This is a genomic window from Novosphingobium sp. (assembly GCF_965229225.1).
GTDB lineage: Bacteria > Pseudomonadota > Alphaproteobacteria > Sphingomonadales > Sphingomonadaceae > Novosphingobium.
Map to the genome: position 1 here is coordinate 206,951 of NZ_OZ245867.1, position 19,876 is coordinate 226,826.

Here is a 19,876-nt window from a genome sequence, read left to right on the forward strand (position 1 = left end):
GCGAAGAGATTCGACACCGCCATTTCCCCTTGATACGATCTAGGACAAGTGTTCGGGGTTGGGGGGGAGTGAGATGGCTGGTTCGCGGTTCGGCAAGTGGCTGCAGGGCGGTCTGATTGCAGCGGCAGTGGCGATGCCGGCAGGCAGTGCCTGGGCGAAGGAAGCTGTCGACCTCATCCTCCACAAAGGCCAGGTCATCACCGTGGACCGCGCCTTCACGCTGAAGACTGCGGTGGCGGTCAAGGGCGATCGGATCGTGGCGGTGGGCGGTGAGGAATTGCTGGATGCCTATTCCGCACCCAAAGTGATCGATCTTGGCGGTAAGACGCTGATGCCTGGCTTCATCGATACGCACCTGCATCCCAAGCCCGTCTCCCCCAATGATATCGCGGTGCAGGACGCGAAGAGCATTGCCGAAGTGCAGGCCATGCTGCGCGCCAAGGCAAAGGAACTGGGGCCGGGCAAGTGGATCACCGGCTATGGCTGGCAGGAATCGAACTTTGCCGAAAAGCGAAATCTGAGCCGCGCCGATCTCGATGCTGCTGCGCCGAACAGCCCGGTGGCACTGCTGCGCGCGGGTTCGCATTCGTCGGCTTATAACACGGCGGCGTTCAAGATCGCCAAGGTGGACAAGGCTACGCCCGAACCGGCAACCGGCCTGATCGAACGCGGTCCGGACGGTGAGCCAAGCGGGATCATCCGCGAGCGCATGGACATCGTCTCGAAGTTCATTCCCGATCCGGGCTGGGCAGCGATGCGCGGGCCGACGATCACCTGGCTCAAGCAGATGCTCGCGCTCGGCATCACCAGCTTTCATGATGCCAGCGGCACGATCGACGACGAGCCGGTGGGCAAGGGCGGGACGGACAGCAAGGATCTCGATCCGCTGTGGGGTGCCTCCAACATGACCTGGAAGCGCGCGCGGGAGGTTTATGCCACGATGGGCGGCGAACTGCCGCGCATCACCATGTACATCATCCACCCCGGCGCCGAACGGCTGAAGGCGTTCCCCTATCACACCGGCTATGGCGACAATCACCTGCGGCTCGGCGCGATCGGCGAGAACGCGGTCGATGGCGGGTTCACCGGGCCGACCGCGTGGCTGCTGGCGGACTACAAGGGCCAGCCGGGCTTTCGCGGCAAGGGCCGGTTCACCGATGCCGAGCTGCAGGAACTGGTCGACAGTGCGGCCAGGCTGGGCTGGCAGATGGGCATCCACTGCATCGGCGATGCGGCCATCGTGCAGACGGTTCGGGCCTATCACAATGCGCTGACCACGATCCCCGATCCGGCACATGGGCCGAACGACCGGCGCTGGTTCACCGATCACTTCACGATCATGCCGCCCGACGACACCATGGCGATCATGGCGCAGGATCACGTGATGATCTCGCAGCAGCCCAATTTCCTCTACAATCTCGATGATCGCTATTCCGCGCTGCTCGATGATTGGCGGCTTGCGCACAACAACGCGATTGCGACGCCGGTGAGGAAGTTCGGCCTGTTCATGGCTTTTGCGAGCGACAACTTGCCCATCGGGCCGCTGGTGGGGCTCTATGCCGCGACGACCCGCAAGGGGCCGAGCGGCGTGGCCCGCGGGCCCGAGGAGGCCGTCAACCGGGCTGAGGCGATCCGCATGTATACGGCCAACGGCGCCTACCTTTCGTGGGAGGAAAGCGAGAAGGGCACCATCGAGCCGGGCAAGCTGGCCGACATGATCGTGCTGCCCTTCGATCCGCTGACGGCACCGGAGGAGAGCTTCCTGACCGGCAAAGTGGACATGACGTTCCTCGGCGGGAAGCTGGTCTACCAGCGCAAGTAGCGCGCGCCGGGCTGGCGCGATCTCAAAATTCTATGGACTGGATGCAAAGGGTGCTTCCGGTGGCGTCCCGGCTTGGATAGGCATGGGCCAAGGCCGAGCGCCACGAGAGGAGACCCATGCAGCCCCCCTATATTCTTGCCATCGATCAGGGCACCACTTCCAGCCGCTGCATCGTGTTCGATGCAGCCGCAAAGCCGATCGCGGTGGCGCAGCGCGAGTTTGCCCAGCATTATCCGGCCTCTGGCTGGGTGGAACATGATCTCGAGGATATCTGGCAGGACGTGGTCACCGTACTGCGCGAAGCGGTTGGCAAGGCGGGAATCGAAGTGGCGGACATCGCCGCCATCGGCATCACCAACCAGCGCGAGACGGTGGCGGTGTGGGACCGCGCGACGGGCAAGCCGATCCACCGCGCCATCGTGTGGCAGGACCGGCGCACCGCCGATACTTGTGCAAGGCTCAAGGCCGATGGCGCGGAGCCGCTGTTTGCGGCGAAGACCGGCCTGCTGCTCGATCCCTATTTCTCGGGCACCAAGCTCGCCTGGATTCTCGACGAGGTGGCCGGTGCGCGCGCAGCGGCGGATCGCGGCGAGCTTGCTTTCGGTACCATCGATTGCTTCCTGCTTTCGCGGCTGACGCGGGGCAAGGTCCACGCGACCGATCCGACCAATGCCTCGCGCACGTTGATGTTCGACATCGGCGCGCAGCAATGGGACGAGGAACTGCTACGCCTGCTGCGCGTGCCCGCCTCGGTTCTGCCGGAAGTGCAGGACAATTCCCATATCTTCGGGGAGTGCGATCCGGCGATTCTGGGCCGCGCGATCCCGATTGCGGGTATGGCAGGGGACCAGCAGGCGGCGCTGTTCGGGCAGGCCTGTTTCCGGCCTGGCATGACCAAAACGACCTATGGCACCGGCGCATTCGCGCTGATGAACATCGGCAACAAACCGATCCCGTCGAAGAAGCGCATGCTCACCACCGTGGGCTACCGGCTGAACGGAGAGACGACGTACGCGCTGGAAGGCGCGATCTTCGTGGCGGGTGCGGCGGTCAAGTGGCTGCGCGATGGGCTGAAAATCATCACCCACGCATCGGATACGCACGACATGGCGGTGCGCGTGCCCGACAACCACGGTGTTTACATGGTGCCCGCGTTCGTGGGCCTTGGTGCGCCGCACTGGAACCCCGACGCGCGCGGGCTGATTTGTGGGCTGACACTGGATGCAGGCGCTGCCCATGTCGCCCGCGCCGCGCTGGAATCGGTAGCTTACCAGACGCTCGATCTGATCAATGCCATGCGGGAAGACGCCAATCCGGGTGATGCCGCGCTGCGCATCGATGGCGGCATGGCGGCCAACGACTGGCTGGGGCAGTTCCTCTCCGATGTGCTGGTCGCACCGGTCGAGCGGCCGGTGAGCGTCGAGACGACAGCGCTGGGCGCGGCATTCCTTGCTGGGCTGGCGACGGGCGTGTGGAGCGATCTGGCCGCGCTGGAGGCGACCTGGACGAGCGAGCGGCGCTTCGAGCCGAAGATGAGTGCAGCCCTGCGCGGCGATCTCGTTGCCGGGTGGCACAAGGCGGTGGAGCGGGCGCTGCTACAATAGACTTTGTCATTCGCGCGAACGATGAGGCAGCGCTAGAGCAGCGCTTCGGCGCGGGCTAGGTCTTCGGGCCGGTCCACGTCGAGCGCCAGTTGCGGATCGAGGGACACGGTGGGCGCGCCCTTGAGCCGCACCGCGCCGCCCCGATCGCCGTCCAGCGCGGTGAGGGCGGCAAAGTGGGCGGCGCCGAACAGGGCGGGGGGCATGATCACGCCGTCCGCCTCGGTGGCGATGCGGTCACCGTCGAAGCGGCTGACGAGCGCGTGGATGTGAGCCGCCGGGACCAGCGGCATGTCGGCCAGTGCGACCAAAACAGCGCGCGCCCCGGCGGCTTGCGCAGCGGCAACGCCGAGGGCGAGCGAGCGGGCCTGCGGGGCTCCGGGCGGTGTCAGCGGCACGCAGGTGTAGCCGAGCGCGGCGAGATTCGGGACGTCCGGACCGACCACGGCATAGCGCGCAGCGAACGGCAGGGCGGCCAGCCTTTCGGCCGCATGAAGGGCCAACTGCTTTCCCCCGAGCGGCGCAACCAGTTTGGCGCCGCCGAAACGCGCCGATTGTCCGCCCGCCAGCAGCACCAGCGCAAGGCCGGCGAAACTTTCGTCAGTTGCGGGTGGGGACATGCGAGGCGGGATCGTGCCCGATCCGGCCCGGCGCGCGACCGCTCCAGCCCGGCATGCCGGCGCAGGCCTGATAGTCCTGCACCACTTCGCCCAGAATCGAGAGCGCCAGCGTCGCGGGATCGCGTGTCGCGGGGATCAGGCCGATGCCGCCGCGCAGCGTATCGAGGCTCGCTTGCGGAACGCCGATCGCGCGCAGACCGGCGAGGCGCGCGTGGTGCGTGCGCGCACTGCCGACAGCGCCGTGGTAGAACCCGTCCTGAGCCAGCGCATGGGGGAGCAGTTGTTCCTCCCAATCGTGATCGTGGAACAGGAACACAAAGGCCGTCCAGGGATCGCCGACGAGTTCGGGAAGGGCGGTGCGGCTTGCCAGTGGGATGACCCCCGGCTCGGCTGCAGCAATGCGGTCACCTTCCGGGGCATAGGCCTCGACACGGATGCCAAAGGCGCGGGAAAGGCGCACGAGTGCGGTCAGGTCCTCGCCATGGCCGAGCGCAACCAGCCGAAGTGGCGGAGCGTAGGCGCGCTGGAAGCCCCGTGCGCCCGGTGTATCGGATAGCAGGGCAGCGCCTTCGCTGAGCCGAAGCACGGCGGCCTTGCGCTGATCAAGCCGCGCCAGCGCTTCGCGCAGCACCGCAGGATCGGGGCGGGGTGTGAACAGCAGATCGATGCCACCCCCGCAAGGCAGGCGGATATCGAGATAGGGCGAGCCGATGCCATAGCGCACGGTGCGGCCATGCCCCTGCGCGAGCACATCCTGCGCTTCAGCGATCACCGCGGCCTCCACGCAGCCGCCGGAGAACGAACCGGCACTCCGGCCATCGGCAAGCACGGCCATCTGCGCGCCGATCCCGCGCGAGGAGCCGCCTTCGATGCCGGTGAGCGTGATGAGCACGCCTTCGACGCCGTCTTCCGCGCCTTCGATCAGAAGGCCGAGAATGCTGCGATCATCGTGCGCGATCCCGGTATGAACGCTCATTGGGTGGAACCCGGGTATTGCAGACGGAGCGACGCGGGCGCGCGGCACTTGTGAATGGCCTCGTTGGCCAGCCGCAGCCGTTCGGCTTTCAGCGAGACGCTGGTGAGCGCGAACTGGCGTTCATGCGCGACTTCCTCGCCGGTGAACGGCTTGGTGCCCGCCGGCACGCTCTTGCCGCCGAGTACGAAAACCACGTAGTTCATGAGGTCCGCGAGTTGGGCGTTATCGGTGATGCGGCTATGGGCGACATTGGGCAGGCGCAGCAGATAGGCCCGCGATTCCGGCGTGCACATGAACCAGCCCACGCGGTCCTTGATCTCGGGCAGATGGGCAGGGACTGTGGTGCCGCGCAGCCCGTGGCAGCCTGCGCAGTTCTCGATGAAATCACTCTGCGCAAGTTCAGGGTCCGCCATCGTCGCGCGGACGGCGGTTGAAATTTCGGGCGAGTGATTGTCCGGCTCGGCCGCGCGCAGCGTGCCGAGCGACAGCACGCCGAACAGCGTCGCGGCGGCGATCAGGCCCATGCGTTTCTTCATACGCCCTTCCTTAGACCCGTTCGCTGCGCGCCGGAACCCCCGCTCGTCGTGCCGCGTCAGGCCGTGCCGACGAGCACTGCTGTCGAGCAATGGTATTCCATGCTGGTCGTACCGAAGCACCAGATCACGTCGTTGTTGAGCTGCGGCACATAGAGCTGCGTCTCACGGTCGGTGCCGTCGCAATCGCACTTGTTGCAGTAGGCCTTGCCGCAGCAATCGCGGTAGGCGATCAGGTAGGCGCGGCCGTCATCGGGATTGATGCAGGTGCCGACCCACGAGACGGGCGAGTGCTCCGCGCCGGGCGGGCAGCGGTTAAGTGCGCCGCCGCAGCACGAGCAGAGCGAGCCGTCGATCGCGCAATAGCGCCAGTAATCGCACTTGGTATCGTCCTTGCTCTGCGCATTGCGGGCGAAGGTGGTCTTCGCCTCGGGCGAGCGGTCCGGCTTGGCGGCGCTGGCGCGGCTGACCGGAAGGACCGGGAATACAGGCGCGGCGACCAGCGCGAGGCCGAGCCGGGCGAGAATGCTGCGGCGTGAGGTGCCGCCAGCAAAGCGGCGGAGCAGCTTCTCGCCCATGGCGTCGGGATTGAAGGTCTTCATGAGCTTGTCCCCTGTTGTGCGCTGGAACCGTGTTCTTGTGAGTGGATGAGGGCGATCAATTGACGACGGCCTTGAGCTTGCCGATGTAGTCCTGGACCGAGCGGATGCCCATTTCGTGGGCGATCACGAGGCTTTCGAGATGCTCGCGGCTGTTGACGAGGCCCTTCGAGAGGATCGTGCCGTGCTCGTCCATCAAGACGGCATAGGGCAGCTTCGCCACTTCGTAAGCCTGGCCGACTTCCGGGCCATTGATGAACGAATAGCCGCCAAGGCTGTGCTCCGCGATCATCTGGCGCTGCGCGGCAATGTCGTCATCGCCGATGAAGACGAGCTGGAGGCGTTCATCACGGGCGAAGGACTTCGCCACCGGAATGAGGTTCTTGCACAGCGGGCACGAGGGTGAGACGAACATGAGGAGGCGCAGCGGCACGCCGTGGAGGTGGCCACCGACCGTGGTCTTTGTGCCTTCGATCGTCGTGGCCGGGATCGCAGCGGCGGCGCTGCCAACAGCGGGGCCAGCGGACGTCGTCAGCGCACCGGCAGGGGCAACGCGCATGTGCAGGATACCGACCTGACGGGCGAGCGCCAGGAGCGCTACACCCAGCAGGAGGATCACGACCCAGGACAGGACCGTCGAGACGAGCAAGGCTTGCAACATTCGGTTACCTCCGCGAGGCGGCGAGCGGTGATGCCGCAAGCGCCCCGATGGCGTTGAAAAGCTGGACTATCACGAACACCGCCAGACCGCCGGCCAGTGCGATGGCGAGATCGGCATAAGTGAACGCAGCGCCCGGCAGAAGGCGCGGGACAAGCAGCGCCGCAAGCAGCAGGTTGCGGGTGACAAGCAGCCAACTGAGCGGTTGGCGCAGTTGCGAGCGACCGCAGCCGCAATCGATCTCGCGCCGCCCCCGCGTGATATTGATGCCCATGGCAGCGGCGAAGATCAACAGCAGCATGATGGCGACCGCCGCCGCAAGGGCCTGTCCGCCCAGCAGCAGGCCGATAGCAACGGCAAGTTCAACTGGAGCCAGCAGCATTGCAGCCGGGCCGACGACTGCGGCAGGCAGCAGTCGGTAGTTTGCGATGACACCCGACAGAATCTCGCGGTGGCGCAGCTTGGCAAGGGCGGCCTGCAGGAAGACGAGGCCAACCCCCATCGCTCCTGCAAGACCGAGAACGCCAATGCCGGTTCCGCCAATCGCAGCCAGTGTCAAGGCGCTGCTGTCCGCCATCAGGGCTCCAGCGTCCGCAGCACGCCGCCAGCGGACTTCTCGAGCTTGAACTTCTCTTCGAAGGTCTTGGCATCGAGGATATGAAGCGTGCCGCTTTCACCCGAAAGGATAAGCTTGGCGTTGGGCTCCTGCGTGACGGCGACGGCAGAGGCTGGATCTTCCAGCGGAATGCGCTTCACGACCTTCTTGGCCGCGACATCGAGTTCCCACAATTCGGTGCCGGATTCCTTGTGCGTCCAGTATTCGCCGGTGTGCATTAGCACGAAAGCGTGGCCGGTGCCGAGGTGATAGGCAAGGCCCTGCCGCGCACCGGGATACCAGTGTACATCGAGCGGCTTGGTGTCAGCGGGCGAAACGCCGGCCGCAGCCTGGATCGAGAACGGCTCCGAAATCGTCGGCGTCGCGCCCAGTTTGGCGGTGTAGACCTGCCCGGTATAGGTCAGGAACACGGCAGTCTGCTTGGCACCGTCATAGCCGAAGTTGTCGAAGATCGGATCGTTGGTGGCGGAGAAGAATGGGGCCGAACGCGTGATCTCCGGCTTCGCGCCGGCGGTCTTGACCGTGGCCAGCGATCCGTCCGAGCAGAGTGCCGAGAAGCCGACGCCGGTGACCGGCATCAGGCTGGCGCAGCCGGGCAGCTCGATCTTCTTGACGAACTTGCCTTTGGCGAGATCGACCACGTTAACCGACGAGGCAGGATCGAGATTGTAGACGTAGGCCGTCTTGCCCTCGTCCGCGATCACGAAGTTGAACTTGCGCCCGCCGATCAGGATGCGGCCGGGAATGGCAATTTCCGTCTTCAGCTTGAGCGTGGCGGAATCATAGACCGTGATCATGTCCTGCCGCGTTCCGCGCCAGCCCTTGGTCCAGATGCTTTCCGACACGTAATAGGCCTTGCCGGCCGGATCGATCGAGAGGTCCGACAGCGTGGAGGCCTCGACCATGCCGAGCATCTTGCCGGTTTCGGTATCGTAGATCGAATTGCCGGGAACGACGAAGCCGCGCTCGACAAACACCCAGCTCGGCTTCGGTGCGGAGAGCGTTACCGCCTCAAGCTCCGGGTCCGGCTGCAGTGGATCGGCTGCGTGCGCGGCGGGAACGCTGCCCAGCAGAGCAAGCGCGGAGACAGCCGTGGCGGTGTACCTGGCCCTAGCGGAGAGCGAAGACTTGCCCTGAACCTTCTTCATCTTCATCTGGCCTGGCCCCTTCTGTCTGAAACGCCTGAACCCCATGCACTTTGTGCGCTTGCGAAGAAGATTTGACGAGCGTCCAGTTTTAGTCAAGCGCTTTGTAACGCCGATCGCGCGGTTCCGGTGGAGAGCCGCAAAAAAAGCCCACCTAGGGTCAGGTGCGGGCCGCGATCTGCTGCGGGGTGATCGATTTCACCAGCGATACCATGGCTTCGGCGGCGATCGCGGTGATCTGCGGCATTTTCGCGGCCCAAGGCTTCTCGAATCCCAGGAACGGAGTCGTGCCTTCCATCGAGGCGCTGATATAAAGCGCGACCGTGGCCACCTCGTCGGGTGCGAGCGCGGGATTGAGCTCTGTGACCACTTCGCCGATGAAATCGTGCACGCGCTGGTAGAAGACACGCACCCGATCCGCGACGAAAGTGTTGTGGTTGGCGAGCGCCCAGAGCTCGGTAAACAGGCGCGTGGTGCGCTTTCCGGCAATATCGTCGAGGCACAGCTTCACGATCAGGCGGAGGCGGTCTTCCGGCGAAATTCCGGGCTGGCGAACCTGGCTCTCGAGCAGCTTGTCATAGCTGTCGAGGAGCTCGTCCAGCATGATCTTGATAAGCATTTCCTTGCGCGGGAAATGGTAGCTGACATTGCCGACCTTCATGCCGCTCTTGGTGGCGATGCGGCGGATGGTGAAGGCGCTGGCGCCTTCCTCGATCAGCACGTCATGCGCGGCCTTGAGGATGGCATCGACGGTTTCGGTGCCGCGGGCATAGGTGCCGGGGCGAGGACCGGTGACCATGCCTTCATCGCCTGCGATACCACTTTCGCGGTGTGCCTCGACCAGCGTGACGGTATTACGATCCATGGATCATGCGTAGCATGCGCGCCGGACCCTCACCAGAGCGCCCTTCCGGCAAATCGCTCTTGACGGAATCCTGAACTTTGTACAGACTTTGTTCGGGTTTTTTAAATCTCTGAAAATACACAATTATTACTCGGCTAAGCCTCTATCGATACCGCGTTGTATCCGGGGCATACAGGGCCCGATTTTCCCCGCATTCGCCGGTTTGGCGCGCATTTGCCGCCCCGGCTGCTCGAAAGGACCGCAATGGCGATCTCGCTGACCGTTAACCGCAAGCCCCGGACCGTGGATGTCGAATCCGACAAGCCGCTGCTCTGGGTGCTGCGCGAAGACCTCAACATGCCCGGCACCAAGTTCGGCTGCGGCGCCGGGCTCTGCGGTGCCTGCACGGTGATCCTGAACGGCGAGGCGGTGCGCTCGTGCCAGACGCCGCTGGCCGATGCAGCCGGCAAGGATATCGTGACGATCGAAGGCGTGACGGCCTCGCCGGTCGGCGCCAAGGTGGTCGAGGCGTGGACTGCGCTCGACGTGCCGCAGTGCGGCTATTGCCAGGCGGGACAGATCATGTCCGCCACCGCGCTGCTGACCGCAACGCCCAAGCCTTCGGCTGACGAAGTGACCGCCGGGATGGCGGGCAACATCTGCCGCTGCGCCACATATCTGCGGATACAGAAGGCCATCGCCGAAGCGAGCAAGGCCATTTCGGGAGCCGCCGCATGAACGCCGTTGCTGTTTCCCGCCGCTCGTTCATTGCCGCCTCGCTTGCCGGCGGTGCTGCGCTGACGTTCGAGGCGAAGCTTGCCTTCGCTGCCGCACCGGGCGGCGGCGAGCCGGCCATGCTGGGCGTGTTCGTGAGCATCGCGCCGGACAATACGGTGACGATCCTCGCGAAGAATCCCGAGATCGGCCAGGGCGTGAAAACCATGCTGCCCATGCTGATTGCCGAGGAACTCGACGTTGCCTGGAGCCAGGTGAAGATCAAGCAGGCCGACGACAATGCGGCCGCTTATGGCCCGCAGTTTGCCGGCGGCAGCATGACGACGCCGCTGAACTGGCTGCCCGCGCGACAGGCGGGTGCCGGTGCTCGCGCCATGCTGGTGTCTGCCGCAGCGCAGCAATGGGGCGTGCCTGCTGCTAGCTTGACGACGAACGAGGGCAAGGTGCTGCACGCCGCCAGCGGTCGTTTGGTTACTTATGCCGCGCTCGCGCCGGTTGCGGCGAAGGTCGCCGCGCCCGATCTCGAAAAGGTGCCGCTCAAGGCGCCCAAGGACTTCAAGATCGTCGGCAAGTCGATGAAGGGCGTCGATACACCCGCCATCGTGCGCGGCGAGCCGCTGTTCGGCATCGATGCGCATCCGGCGGGCATGCTCTATGCCGCGATGGTCAAATGCCCGGTGATCAGTGGGACGCTCAAGAGCTTCAATGATGCCGCCGTCCGCAAGGAAAAAGGCGTGCTGGCCGTGGTGCCGGTGACCGATGGCGAAATCCCGGCGGGCAAGCACAATGCCGTGGCGATCGTCGGCGACAGCTGGTGGCGGGTCCACAAGGCGCGCGAGAAGCTGGCTGTCGAGTGGGATACGGCAGGCTTCGACGGCTATTCGACCGATGGGTACAACGCCATGGCCAAAGCCCTGATGGGCGCGGCACCGACGGCGGACTTGTTCAAGGCAGGCAATGCCGATGCGGCGCTGGCCAAGGCGGCGAAGGTGGTGACGGCGGACTATGCCTATCCGTTCCTCGCCCACGCCACGCTTGAGCCGCAGAACTGCACCGCGCTGTGGCATGCGGACGGCAAGCTTGAATTCTGGGCACCGACGCAGGATCCGGGCACGGCGCGCGGCGATATCGCCAAGGTGCTCGGCATCGATCCTGCCTCGATGACGATCCACATGACACGTATCGGCGGCGGCTTTGGCCGGCGACTGATGAGCGATTTCATGATCCTGACCGCCTGCGTGGCGAAGGCAGTCCCGGGCCGCCCGGTCAAGCTGCTGTTCGACCGCACCGACGACATGCGCAACGATTACTACCGGCCGGGCGGATGGCACCGCATGACGGCAGGGCTTGATGCGAGCGGCGCGCTGGTGGCGCTGAAGGATCACTTCATCACTTTCGGCGCCGACGGGAAGCCGATGCGGGCCGCGGAAATGCGCGCGACCGAGTTTCCGGGGCCGGTGCTGCCCGATGTGCATTTCGGCATGTCGTTCCTCAAGACCAACCTCACCACGGGCTGGCTGCGCGCGCCGACCTCGAATGCGGTCTCCTTCGTGTTCCAGGGCTTCCTCGATGAAGTGGCCGAGGCGGCGGGGACGGATCTGCCCGAACTCATGCGCCGCACGCTGGGCGCCACGCGGCAACTGCCGCCAGAGCCCGATGATACGCCCTTCGACACCGGCCGCGCGCGCGGAGTGATCGATGCGGTGTGCAAGTTTGCCGGGTGGACTGGCAAGCGCTCGGCCCCGTCCGGAGCCAATGGGGGCAAGGGGCGCGGTTTCGGGTTCTACTTCAGCCACCGTGGCTACTTTGCCGAGGTGGTTGACCTCACCGTGGCAGACGGCACGATCACGATCGACAAGGTCTGGGTTGCGGGTGACATCGGCAGTCAGGTGATCAATCCCCTGAATGCCGAGCACCAGATGCAGGGCGCGGTGATCGACGGCATCGCGCAGGCGATGGTGTGGCAGCCGATCGAGCAGAAGGCCGGCGCCGTGACGCAGGAAAACTTCGGCGATTTCCCGCTTCTCCGCATCAATCAGACGCCGGGTGAGGTCGCGATCACCTGGGTGGTGACCGACAATCCGCCTACCGGCCTAGGTGAGCCGACGCTGCCGCCGGTGATCCCGGCGATTGCCAACGCGATCCGCGATGCGACGGGCAAGCGCCTGCGCAGCCTGCCGCTCTCGCTGGCGTAATACCTTACTGATCCAGCCCCAAATCCGGGGCTGCAAGAACCCCTCTCGCGTTGCGGGAGGGGTTTTTTCTGGCCGCGCCACCTTCGTCATTCCCGCGATGGCTGGAATCGGGAGCCGCGTATGCCGCTTTGGATTTTCGCCTGCGCAGGAATGATGAAAGGAAGGGCAAAGCAAAACCCCCGCGGCCGAAACCGCGAGGGGCTGTCTGTTTGCTTCAATCTGGCCTGCGCCTCAGTAGCGATAGCCCATCTTGAGCCCGAAGAACTGCGGGCGGATGATGAAGGTACGGGTCGAGCCGGAGCAGACCGAGATAGAGCAGAACGTGTTGCGCGTGAGCTGTCCGCGCCGGTCGAACGCGTTCTGGATGAACGCATCGATCGTCCAGTGATCCTTCTTGATTCCGGCTGCAAAGTCGAAGCTTATGAAGCCCGGCGTATTTCCAAAGAAGTTGTTGTTCTCGACGTTGAGATCCTGCGTGGCGCCCGTCTGATACAGCGCTGCTGCCTGGAAGTAGGTCTTGTAGTCCCCGATATCCGTGTCGTAGCGGATCGTGGTTGTGCCCTTGAACTTGGGCTGGCGCGGCAGACGCGTGCCGTTTGCCGCCGCAACGGTCGGGGTGCCGAGGTTTGTGCCACCGTTGTTGTCGTTCACGATATTGCCGTCGGCATCGATGAAGGTGCCGAGCGAGCAGGTATCAAGCTGGGCGATCGTCTGCGCGGCGCGGTTGGCGACGAAGTTGCAGAAATCGCCCTTCAGCTTGCCATCGTTGTAAGCGCCGCTGGAGGTAATCGTCCACTTGCCCAGGCGCAGGTCGGCATCGAATTCGATACCCTTGACCTCGGCCTTGCCGGCGTTGCCGGTGTAGCCAGCGCCCTGGGCACCCGCGACGACCACGCCGTACTGGATGTTGTTCCACTTCTCGAGGTAGATCGCGCCATTGAGGCGGAAAATGTTGTTCCACGTCGTCTTGAAGCCAAGCTCGAAGTTGGTCAGCGTTTCCGACTTGAAGGCGGGCGCGGCCACGACCACCGACGGCTGCGTCGTGGTGGCGCGGATGCGCAGCGGACGGTTGTAGCCACCGGGGCGGAAGCCGGTCGAGTAGTTGAAATAGACCAGCTTCTGGTCAGCAACCTGCCAGTCGACGACGACCTTGTGGGTTTCGCCCTTTTCGCTGTAGCGGCCGATGCTTTCCGGATCGAGCCGGTTGGTGTTGCGACATTCAAGCCGCGCACCGGTGAGCGGCAGCGGGCAGCCGACCGCGCCGGTGGGCGTGAAGATCGAAGGTGCGTTGAGCGCGGAGCTGGCCACGCCGGCGAAACCGGTGATCTGATAATCGGTCCAGAAGTAACGGATGCCGCCCGTCACCTTGATCGCCGGGGTAATGTTGTAGTGCGCTTCGGCGAAGGCTGCCGTATCGTGATAGAGCGTGTCGTTCTCGGTGATGTAGAACCCGTCACCGCGCACTGCCGGCGAGCCGAGAATCATCGTGCCGCCCTGCGCCTCGGGAATGCCGAAGCCTTCGAAGTTGCTGTCGCCGCCGCCTGCCGCAGTGTAGCCGACGATCTTGTCAAGCCCGCGGATGGCGTAGAAGTCGTTCGTGTTGTTCTTCTGGCGCTGGTAGAATCCGCCCACCGTCACGTCGAACGGCCAGGATTTCGGCGTCGTCAGGCGCAGTTCCTGAGTGAACTTCCGCTGGCTGTTGTCGGCATGGTAGTACTGCGTCGGGTTGAGCAGAGTGGTGCACTTGAGCGAGGCACCGCTGCCGGTGCAGCCCGCCTTGTCGAAGAACTGCAGGTAGCTTTCATACCCCGGACCGAAGCCGTCATAGGCCACGGTGTAGTAGGTATAGTCGTTGTTGATCTTGCGGTTGCGGTGATAGTAGCCGGTCGCCGAAACGAGATCGAAATCGCCGATATGGCCGTGGATCGTCAGCGCGGCCTGATACCACTTGTCGTCACTGCGGGTCAGATCATAGTCGTGGACCTGAAGATCGCCAAGCCGCGGGTCAAAGCCGAAGTAGCCGTAGGAAATCTGCCGCTGCGCGGTGATCGATGGCGTGATTTCCCAGCCGTCAGCCACGTCCCACAGCATCGAGAGGCGGCCGCCGTATTCGTAGACTGGGTTGTAGTTGTCCTTGGCAATCGAAGCGTTGTTGAGCGTGTACGACGTCAGCGGATTGTCGTCGCCCAGGTTGAGCACCGCAGGCTGGCCATTGTTGAACTTGCCGTTGTTGGGCGTGTTGTCGATGTAGCCGCCTTCCTTGCGGTAGTAGCCCATCGCGCGGACGGCGAGCGTATCGCTCACGGGAATGTTGACGAAGCCCTTGAAGGTGCCGCCCATGTCACCCTTGCCGAACTTGTTGACTTCGGTGTCAACGCCCAGCTCGAACGAGCCGATCTTGGGCTTGGCGGTGATGAAGCGCAGCACGCCGGCGAGCGAACCGGCACCGAACAGGGTGCCCTGCGGACCGGAAAGCGCCTCGATACGCTCCATGTCATAAACCTGGATATCGGGGACTTCGGCGCCGGTGATGGGGATTTCGTCGAGGTAATAGCCGACCGAGGCATAAGCGCCGCCGGCGGGCACGATACCGCGGAAATAGACCTCGCTGCGGCCCGGCCCGATGCCGGCGAACGAGACCGAGGGAAGCAGGGCGGCGTAATCGGCAAGGCCTTTTACCTGCCGCTGTGCAAGAAAATCGGAGTTGAGTGCCTGGATTGCGATCGGCACCTTCTGCACATTTTCCGACTTGCGCGTCGCGGTGACGATGATCTCGTCGAAACCGCCGGCCGGCTTGGTATCGTCAGCGGGAGCAGCTTGCGGCGCGAGTGCTTCCTGGGCAAACGCGGCGTGCGGTGCGGCGATGCCGGTAAGAATAGTGGACAGGCACAGCGCCCTCAGCGTGTGCGACCGGCGACCGGTTTTCTTTGTCATATCGTGTGTGGCTCCCTGGGTCGATACTCTGGTCTGCAAAAGCTCCTTCGTTCGTTCCTGCGAAGCGACTCGTGGCCGCAAAGCGCACTGCCGAAGCAGTGCAGTCACCGGGGTCTTCGCTTGCGAATTCGCATTATCGCGAAAAACCCTTGAGCCATGGACGCTTAGCGACCTCTGGCTGACCGTGCGCGAGCACGGCGTGAAAAATGCAAAATTGCCCCCGGATTGGGTCATTTCTTGACGCCTGTCCTAAAGGGCAAGATGCTACATTGTTGCCGAGAGTCAACATTCTTTTTTCTCATTTGCAGCATGTCCCGGTCATCAGCGTTGCACCTGTGTCAAAACCTGCACATGATGCAGCATATGCGAGGGCGGGAACTAACGATGGATATAGGAAACCCTGCCAGATCGGGACAGAGGGCCCCGGCGCAGGCAGCTTTGCGGGCGTCGCTCGATGCGGCGGCGGCGCAGGTCGAAGCGAGGCCCGACTTCGCGCTTGCGGCAGCCGAAGAGGCGCTGCGTGCCGTGCCCGGATTGCCGCCCGCACTGTTCGTCGCTGGCCAGGCGTTGCGGCGCCTGCGCCGCCCGGCCGAGGCCTGCGCCAGGCTGATGCTGATCCCAGGCGGTCCGCGCCGACCTGCGATGGTGCTGTGGGAGCACGCACAGGCCGCGAGCGAGGCGGGACGGAGCGACGAAGCCATCACCGCACTCGAGGCGCTGACGCGCACGCAGCCGGGGGTTGCGAGCGGGTGGATCCTGCTCGCCTCCGAACTGCGCAAGGCGGGGCGCGAGGAAGATGCCTGGCGGGCCGACTTGTCTGCCGTACACGCGGCCTCGCGCGATCCTGAATTGCTGGCCGCCGCTGCTGATATCAACGCGGGCAAGCTGGACGAAGCCGAGGCGAAGCTCGCCGCGCGCGCCGCGCACCTGCCGGACGATCCGGTTGGCACGCGCATGCAGGGCGAGCTGATGTGGCGGCGCGGCGACATGACCGAAGCGCTGAGGCTGGTGGAACGGGCGGTTACACTCGCGCCCGGGTTCGATCTGGCGCGCGATTTCCTTGTGCGGCTGCTGATGCAGGTCAACCGCCTGCCCGATGCGCTTGTCCATGCCGAAATGCTGGCGCGCAGTCCGGTCGCGGGTGCGGCGGCGGACCTTATTCTCTCCTCGGTGCTGGTTCGGCTTGGCGATCAGGAGCGGGCGCGCACGATCTATGAGCGCATGCTCGAGGCGCAGCCGGAGCAGCCGCTGCTGTGGCAGAATCTGGGCCACGTACTCAAGACGCTGGGCGAGCAGGGCGAGGCGATCAAGGCCTACCGCACAGCCGTCACGCAGCAGCCGAGCCTGGGGGAAGCGTGGTGGAGCCTTGCCAACCTCAAGACGGTGAAGCTGGAAGGCGAAGACATCGCACGCATGGAGGCCGCGCTGGCGGGGCTGACGGGCGAGGCGGGCCGCGACGAGGATGTGTTTCACCTCCATTTCTCGCTCGGCAAGGCTTACGAGGATGCGGGCGAAGTGGCGCGGTCGTTCGACCACTATGACAAGGGCAACCGCCTGCGCCGTTCGCTGGTGCGCTATGATCCCGATCTGCTCGCGGCCGAGGCGGATGCAACTGCATCGACCTTCACCAGCGCCTTTATCGCCGGGATGGGAGAGGGCGGCTGCCCGGCGGAGGATCCGATCTTCATCGTCGGCCTGCCGCGCTCGGGCTCCACGCTGGTCGAACAGATCCTCTCCAGCCACAGCGCGATCGAAGGCACGATGGAGCTTTCGGAAATGATGGTGATTGCAGCGCGCCTGCAATCACGCGTGGATGAAGGCGAGTTCGCGGATTTCGCGGCGATGGTGCGTTCGCTGGGGCCGACCGAGCGCCTGCGTCTGGGCGAGGAATACATCGAACGCACACGGGTGCACCGCAAGACGGACCGCCCGCGGTTTACCGACAAGATGCCCAACAACTGGCAGCATGTCGGCCTGATCCGGCTGATCCTGCCGAACGCGAAGATCGTCGATGCGCGGCGGCATCCGATGTCGTGCTGTTTTTCGGGCTGGAAGCAGCATTTCGCGCGCGGGCAGACGTTCACGTATGATCTTGGCGAAATCGGGCGGTACTACTGCGACTATGTGAAGTTGATGGCGCATTACGACGCGGCAGCGCCGGGTGCGGTGCACCGGGTGATCTACGAGCGGATGGTGGCGGAGACGGAGCACGAAGTGCGGCGCCTGCTCGACTATCTGGGGCTGCCGTTCGAGGAAAGCTGCCTCGAATTCCACCGCAACACCCGTGCGGTGCGCACGGCGAGTTCGGAGCAGGTGCGCCAGCCGATCTACACCGATGCGGTGGAGCACTGGAAGGCGTTTGCTCCGTGGCTCGGTCCGCTTGAAGCCGCGCTAGGCGACGTGGCGACCTGCTATCCGGACGTGCCGGCGGCGCTGCTGCCCTAGCGGAACGCCACCCGCACCCCCGCCCAGAGCGTGCGCGGGGTGCCGAGATCGATCGAGCCGCCCGAATTGCGGGTCACCACGGTCTCGTCAAACAGGTTCTCGCCGCGCAGCACGAGGCTGAACGGCCCGGCGATTGGCGCTTCGGCATAAGCATCGAGCGTGGTTGCAGCGGGCAGGATGTCCGTCTCCAGATCATCCTCGAACTGCGCGCCGGTGTGCCGCACGGTGAGCGCGAGCGTGGTGCGCGGCGAAGGACGCCAGGCGGCGGTGGCACTGGCGGCATAGCGCGGCGTCTGCGATGGGCGCTTGCCATCGAGTGCGGTGCCGGGGGCTTCGACCTTGGCGTCGGTATAGGCGAAGGAGCCGCTCAGCGAGAACGCGCCGAGCTTTGCTTCCGCGCCCAGTTCGATCCCCTTGGCGTGGACGGCATCGACGTTCTGCCGCTCGCGCACGTTGGGCGCGATGGTGACATTGGCGATGGCGTGGCGGACCTTGTTGTCGAACGCCGTGGCGGAGAACGACAGGCCCGGCGCGGGGCGCCAGTCAAGCCCGCCTTCGAACCCGCGCAGCTTCTCGTTCTGCAGTGCGGCGTTGGCGCGGGTGACGATGGGGAACACGGTGAAAGTGCGGTAAAGCTCGTTGAGCGTCGGCTGGCGCAGGCCGGTATAGGCCGATCCGCGCAGGGCGAGGCCGCCGCCGAGCTTGACCACCGCACCGCCGCGGAAGCTGCCGTCCCAGCCGGAGCGGTCCGGGTAGAGCGTGGTCGCGGTGTTTCCACCGAGCGGCGTTTGTTCGAACAGGCCATTGCGCACCGACCACCGGTCCGCGCGCGCGCCTGCGGTGAGGATCACCGGGCCGAGGGTCCAGTCATCCTCGATGAACAGGCCAAGATCGCGGTTGGTGCCGCCCGCGCGGCGCTGGCCGCTGATCCTGCCGGCGGTGTAGACGTCCTCCTCGGTCTTCCCTTCGGCATAGCGCCAGTCTGCACCGAGCCGCAGGACATGCGCCTTGCCCACCGGCGGGCGCAGTTCGAACTTGCCGCCGATGCCGGTCGAAGGCGTGGCGCGCTGGTTGAGCGTGGGGAGGAAGTTGCGCGCGCTGATCACCACATTGTTGAAATCGCGGCTCTGCACATAGGCAAGGGCATCGAACTGCCACGCTCCGCGCCCGACAAGGCGCAGGCTGGCGTCCTGGCCGCTGGCGGCGGTGTCGGCTCCGGCAAAGCGGAGCGTACGCGCATCGTTGAAGGCGGCTACGCGGGCCTGCAGTTCGATATCGCTGGTGAGCGGAGCCACCGCGCGCAAGCTGGTGGACCAGCTTTCATAGCGGGCACGCACGCTGGCGGGGACGCGCTGGTCCACCGGCGTGGTCCAGAAGCCGCGGCCACGGTCCCACCGGCCCGAGGCGACCAGATACCCCGCGCCAAGCCTGGGCGCGAGCGTGGCGGAAACCTCCGTCTCGCCACGATCATCGACGAGCGCGCGGCCGCCGAACAGGCCAAGCTGGTCCGGGCCCGCGCTGGTCAGGTCGATGGTGCCAGCGACCGCACCCGCGCCGAACGCGCCCGAGCCGCCACCACGGGTGACGCGGGCCATGGCCAATCGTTCCGGCGCGAGCGTGGAGAGCGGGACGTAGCCGAAGAACGGATCAGCCATGGGCACGCCATCGAGCAGCAGCAGCGTGCGGCTCGTGGCATTGCCGCCGAGTGCGCGCAGCGTGATGCCTTGAGCGGAAGGATTGGACGCGCGGCTGTCCGAACGGCGGAACTGCTGGAAACCAGCAGCGGCGGAGAGCGCATCCTCGAGCCGGCCCGAGGCGGCGACGGCCAGCCGGTCACGGTCGATATCCTGAACATCGTACGCGACAGCCGCCGGAGCAGCATCGAGCCCGCGCCCGGTCACGACGATCTGGTCCGGCGCAGCCTCGTCAGCGAAGGCGAGCGACGGCAGGGCGATGCCGGCAAGCAACGGAAAAAGGGCAGCATGGCGGAGGCAGGGTTGCACGAGGCTGTGGCTTTCGATGGAAACGGCGTGTCCGGGGCGTTGCCTTGGCAGGCCCGCCTGTCAAGTGCGCGGGCAGGCAGACGTTGTAACCGGTGAAAGGAACGCAGCGAACCTGCAAGCATTCCCCCAGACCGTGTGAAGGTTTTTCCG

The 19,876-nt window shown here is 65.1% G+C and carries 15 protein-coding genes; 5 read left to right on the plus strand and 10 right to left on the minus strand.

All coding sequences use genetic code 11. The features are described 5' to 3' along the window. Positions 1–73: 73 nt before the first annotated feature. Both ACO06X_RS00775 and glpK read left to right on the plus strand, forming a co-directional pair. The gene (locus ACO06X_RS00775) at positions 74–1,822 is read left to right on the plus strand and encodes an amidohydrolase (protein ID WP_421838126.1); all 1,749 of its coding nucleotides are present in this window, start codon (positions 74–76) and stop codon (positions 1,820–1,822) included. Between the two features lie 116 nt (positions 1,823–1,938). Next, positions 1,939–3,426: a glycerol kinase GlpK gene (gene glpK / locus ACO06X_RS00780; protein WP_421838127.1), complete on the plus strand. Its 1,488-nt coding sequence runs from the start codon at positions 1,939–1,941 to the stop codon at positions 3,424–3,426. A 32-nt stretch (positions 3,427–3,458) separates the two neighbouring features. Here glpK and ACO06X_RS00785 read toward each other — a convergent pair whose 3' ends face one another. The 8 genes from ACO06X_RS00785 to ACO06X_RS00820 form a co-directional block, all read right to left on the minus strand. Further along, entirely contained in the window at positions 3,459–4,043 is a 585-nt protein-coding gene (locus ACO06X_RS00785) for an NTP transferase domain-containing protein (RefSeq protein ID WP_421838128.1), read from the minus strand. Further along, a complete protein-coding gene (locus tag ACO06X_RS00790) occupies positions 4,024–5,019 on the minus strand; it encodes an XdhC family protein (protein WP_421838129.1) in 996 nt (331 codons plus the stop codon). Before ACO06X_RS00790 ends, ACO06X_RS00785 begins: the two co-directional genes overlap by 20 nt. Then, positions 5,016–5,555, minus strand: coding sequence for a cytochrome C (locus tag ACO06X_RS00795; protein ID WP_421838130.1), 540 nt, complete (start codon positions 5,553–5,555; stop codon positions 5,016–5,018). The genes ACO06X_RS00790 and ACO06X_RS00795 overlap by 4 nt, the downstream gene beginning before the upstream one ends. A gap of 56 nt (positions 5,556–5,611) precedes the next feature. Then, positions 5,612–6,154, minus strand: coding sequence for a methylamine dehydrogenase light chain (locus ACO06X_RS00800; protein ID WP_421838131.1), 543 nt, complete (start codon positions 6,152–6,154; stop codon positions 5,612–5,614). 55 nt (positions 6,155–6,209) lie between these two features. Further along, positions 6,210–6,812, minus strand: coding sequence for a methylamine utilization protein MauD (locus ACO06X_RS00805; protein WP_421838132.1), 603 nt, complete (start codon positions 6,810–6,812; stop codon positions 6,210–6,212). 4 nt (positions 6,813–6,816) lie between these two features. Then, on the minus strand, positions 6,817–7,386 hold the full coding sequence (locus ACO06X_RS00810; protein ID WP_421838133.1) for a MauE/DoxX family redox-associated membrane protein: 570 nt from the start codon (positions 7,384–7,386) through the stop codon (positions 6,817–6,819). Further along, a complete protein-coding gene (locus ACO06X_RS00815; protein ID WP_421838134.1) occupies positions 7,386–8,579 on the minus strand; it encodes an amine dehydrogenase large subunit in 1,194 nt (397 codons plus the stop codon). The genes ACO06X_RS00810 and ACO06X_RS00815 overlap by 1 nt, the downstream gene beginning before the upstream one ends. A 151-nt stretch (positions 8,580–8,730) precedes the next feature. Beyond that, positions 8,731–9,435 (minus strand): TetR/AcrR family transcriptional regulator, encoded by a 705-nt coding sequence (locus ACO06X_RS00820; protein ID WP_421838135.1) that lies wholly within the window; start codon positions 9,433–9,435, stop codon positions 8,731–8,733. 243 nt (positions 9,436–9,678) lie between these two features. Between ACO06X_RS00820 and ACO06X_RS00825 the strand changes: the two genes are divergently transcribed. After that, positions 9,679–10,152, plus strand: a complete 474-nt coding sequence (locus tag ACO06X_RS00825) for a (2Fe-2S)-binding protein (RefSeq protein WP_298164347.1) — start codon at positions 9,679–9,681, stop codon at positions 10,150–10,152. Further along, on the plus strand, positions 10,149–12,344 hold the full coding sequence (locus ACO06X_RS00830) for a molybdopterin cofactor-binding domain-containing protein (protein ID WP_421838136.1): 2,196 nt from the start codon (positions 10,149–10,151) through the stop codon (positions 12,342–12,344). The genes ACO06X_RS00825 and ACO06X_RS00830 overlap by 4 nt, the downstream gene beginning before the upstream one ends. A gap of 231 nt (positions 12,345–12,575) precedes the next feature. Here the strand turns inward: ACO06X_RS00830 and ACO06X_RS00835 are convergent, their stop codons facing one another. Further along, complete coding sequence (locus ACO06X_RS00835) at positions 12,576–15,278, minus strand: TonB-dependent receptor (protein ID WP_421838137.1); 2,703 nt, start codon at positions 15,276–15,278, stop codon at positions 12,576–12,578. 384 nt (positions 15,279–15,662) lie between these two features. On the opposite strand from ACO06X_RS00835, the gene ACO06X_RS00840 reads away from it, so the two are divergent. Then, positions 15,663–17,723, plus strand: a complete 2,061-nt coding sequence (locus ACO06X_RS00840) for a sulfotransferase (protein WP_421838138.1) — start codon at positions 15,663–15,665, stop codon at positions 17,721–17,723. On the opposite strand, the gene ACO06X_RS00845 is transcribed toward ACO06X_RS00840, so the two are convergent. Beyond that, positions 17,720–19,690, minus strand: coding sequence for a TonB-dependent receptor plug domain-containing protein (locus tag ACO06X_RS00845; protein WP_421838139.1), 1,971 nt, complete (start codon positions 19,688–19,690; stop codon positions 17,720–17,722). The two genes, ACO06X_RS00840 and ACO06X_RS00845, sit on opposite strands and share 4 nt — an antisense overlap. Between the last annotated feature and the right edge of the window lie 186 nt (positions 19,691–19,876).

Coding starts and splice junctions, on each gene's coding strand:
- ACO06X_RS00785 (WP_421838128.1), bottom strand. CDS start 4,043: ATGTCCCCACCCGCAACTGACGAAAGTTTCGCCGGCCTTGCGCTGGTG.
- ACO06X_RS00805 (WP_421838132.1), bottom strand. CDS start 6,812: ATGTTGCAAGCCTTGCTCGTCTCGACGGTCCTGTCCTGGGTCGTGATC.
- ACO06X_RS00795 (WP_421838130.1), bottom strand. CDS start 5,555: ATGAAGAAACGCATGGGCCTGATCGCCGCCGCGACGCTGTTCGGCGTG.
- ACO06X_RS00815 (WP_421838134.1), bottom strand. CDS start 8,579: ATGAAGATGAAGAAGGTTCAGGGCAAGTCTTCGCTCTCCGCTAGGGCC.
- glpK (WP_421838127.1), top strand. CDS start 1,939: ATGCAGCCCCCCTATATTCTTGCCATCGATCAGGGCACCACTTCCAGC.
- ACO06X_RS00790 (WP_421838129.1), bottom strand. CDS start 5,019: ATGAGCGTTCATACCGGGATCGCGCACGATGATCGCAGCATTCTCGGC.
- ACO06X_RS00820 (WP_421838135.1), bottom strand. CDS start 9,435: ATGGATCGTAATACCGTCACGCTGGTCGAGGCACACCGCGAAAGTGGT.
- ACO06X_RS00775 (WP_421838126.1), top strand. CDS start 74: ATGGCTGGTTCGCGGTTCGGCAAGTGGCTGCAGGGCGGTCTGATTGCA.
- ACO06X_RS00835 (WP_421838137.1), bottom strand. CDS start 15,278: ATGACAAAGAAAACCGGTCGCCGGTCGCACACGCTGAGGGCGCTGTGC.
- ACO06X_RS00840 (WP_421838138.1), top strand. CDS start 15,663: ATGGATATAGGAAACCCTGCCAGATCGGGACAGAGGGCCCCGGCGCAG.
- ACO06X_RS00800 (WP_421838131.1), bottom strand. CDS start 6,154: ATGAAGACCTTCAATCCCGACGCCATGGGCGAGAAGCTGCTCCGCCGC.
- ACO06X_RS00830 (WP_421838136.1), top strand. CDS start 10,149: ATGAACGCCGTTGCTGTTTCCCGCCGCTCGTTCATTGCCGCCTCGCTT.
- ACO06X_RS00810 (WP_421838133.1), bottom strand. CDS start 7,386: ATGGCGGACAGCAGCGCCTTGACACTGGCTGCGATTGGCGGAACCGGC.
- ACO06X_RS00825 (WP_298164347.1), top strand. CDS start 9,679: ATGGCGATCTCGCTGACCGTTAACCGCAAGCCCCGGACCGTGGATGTC.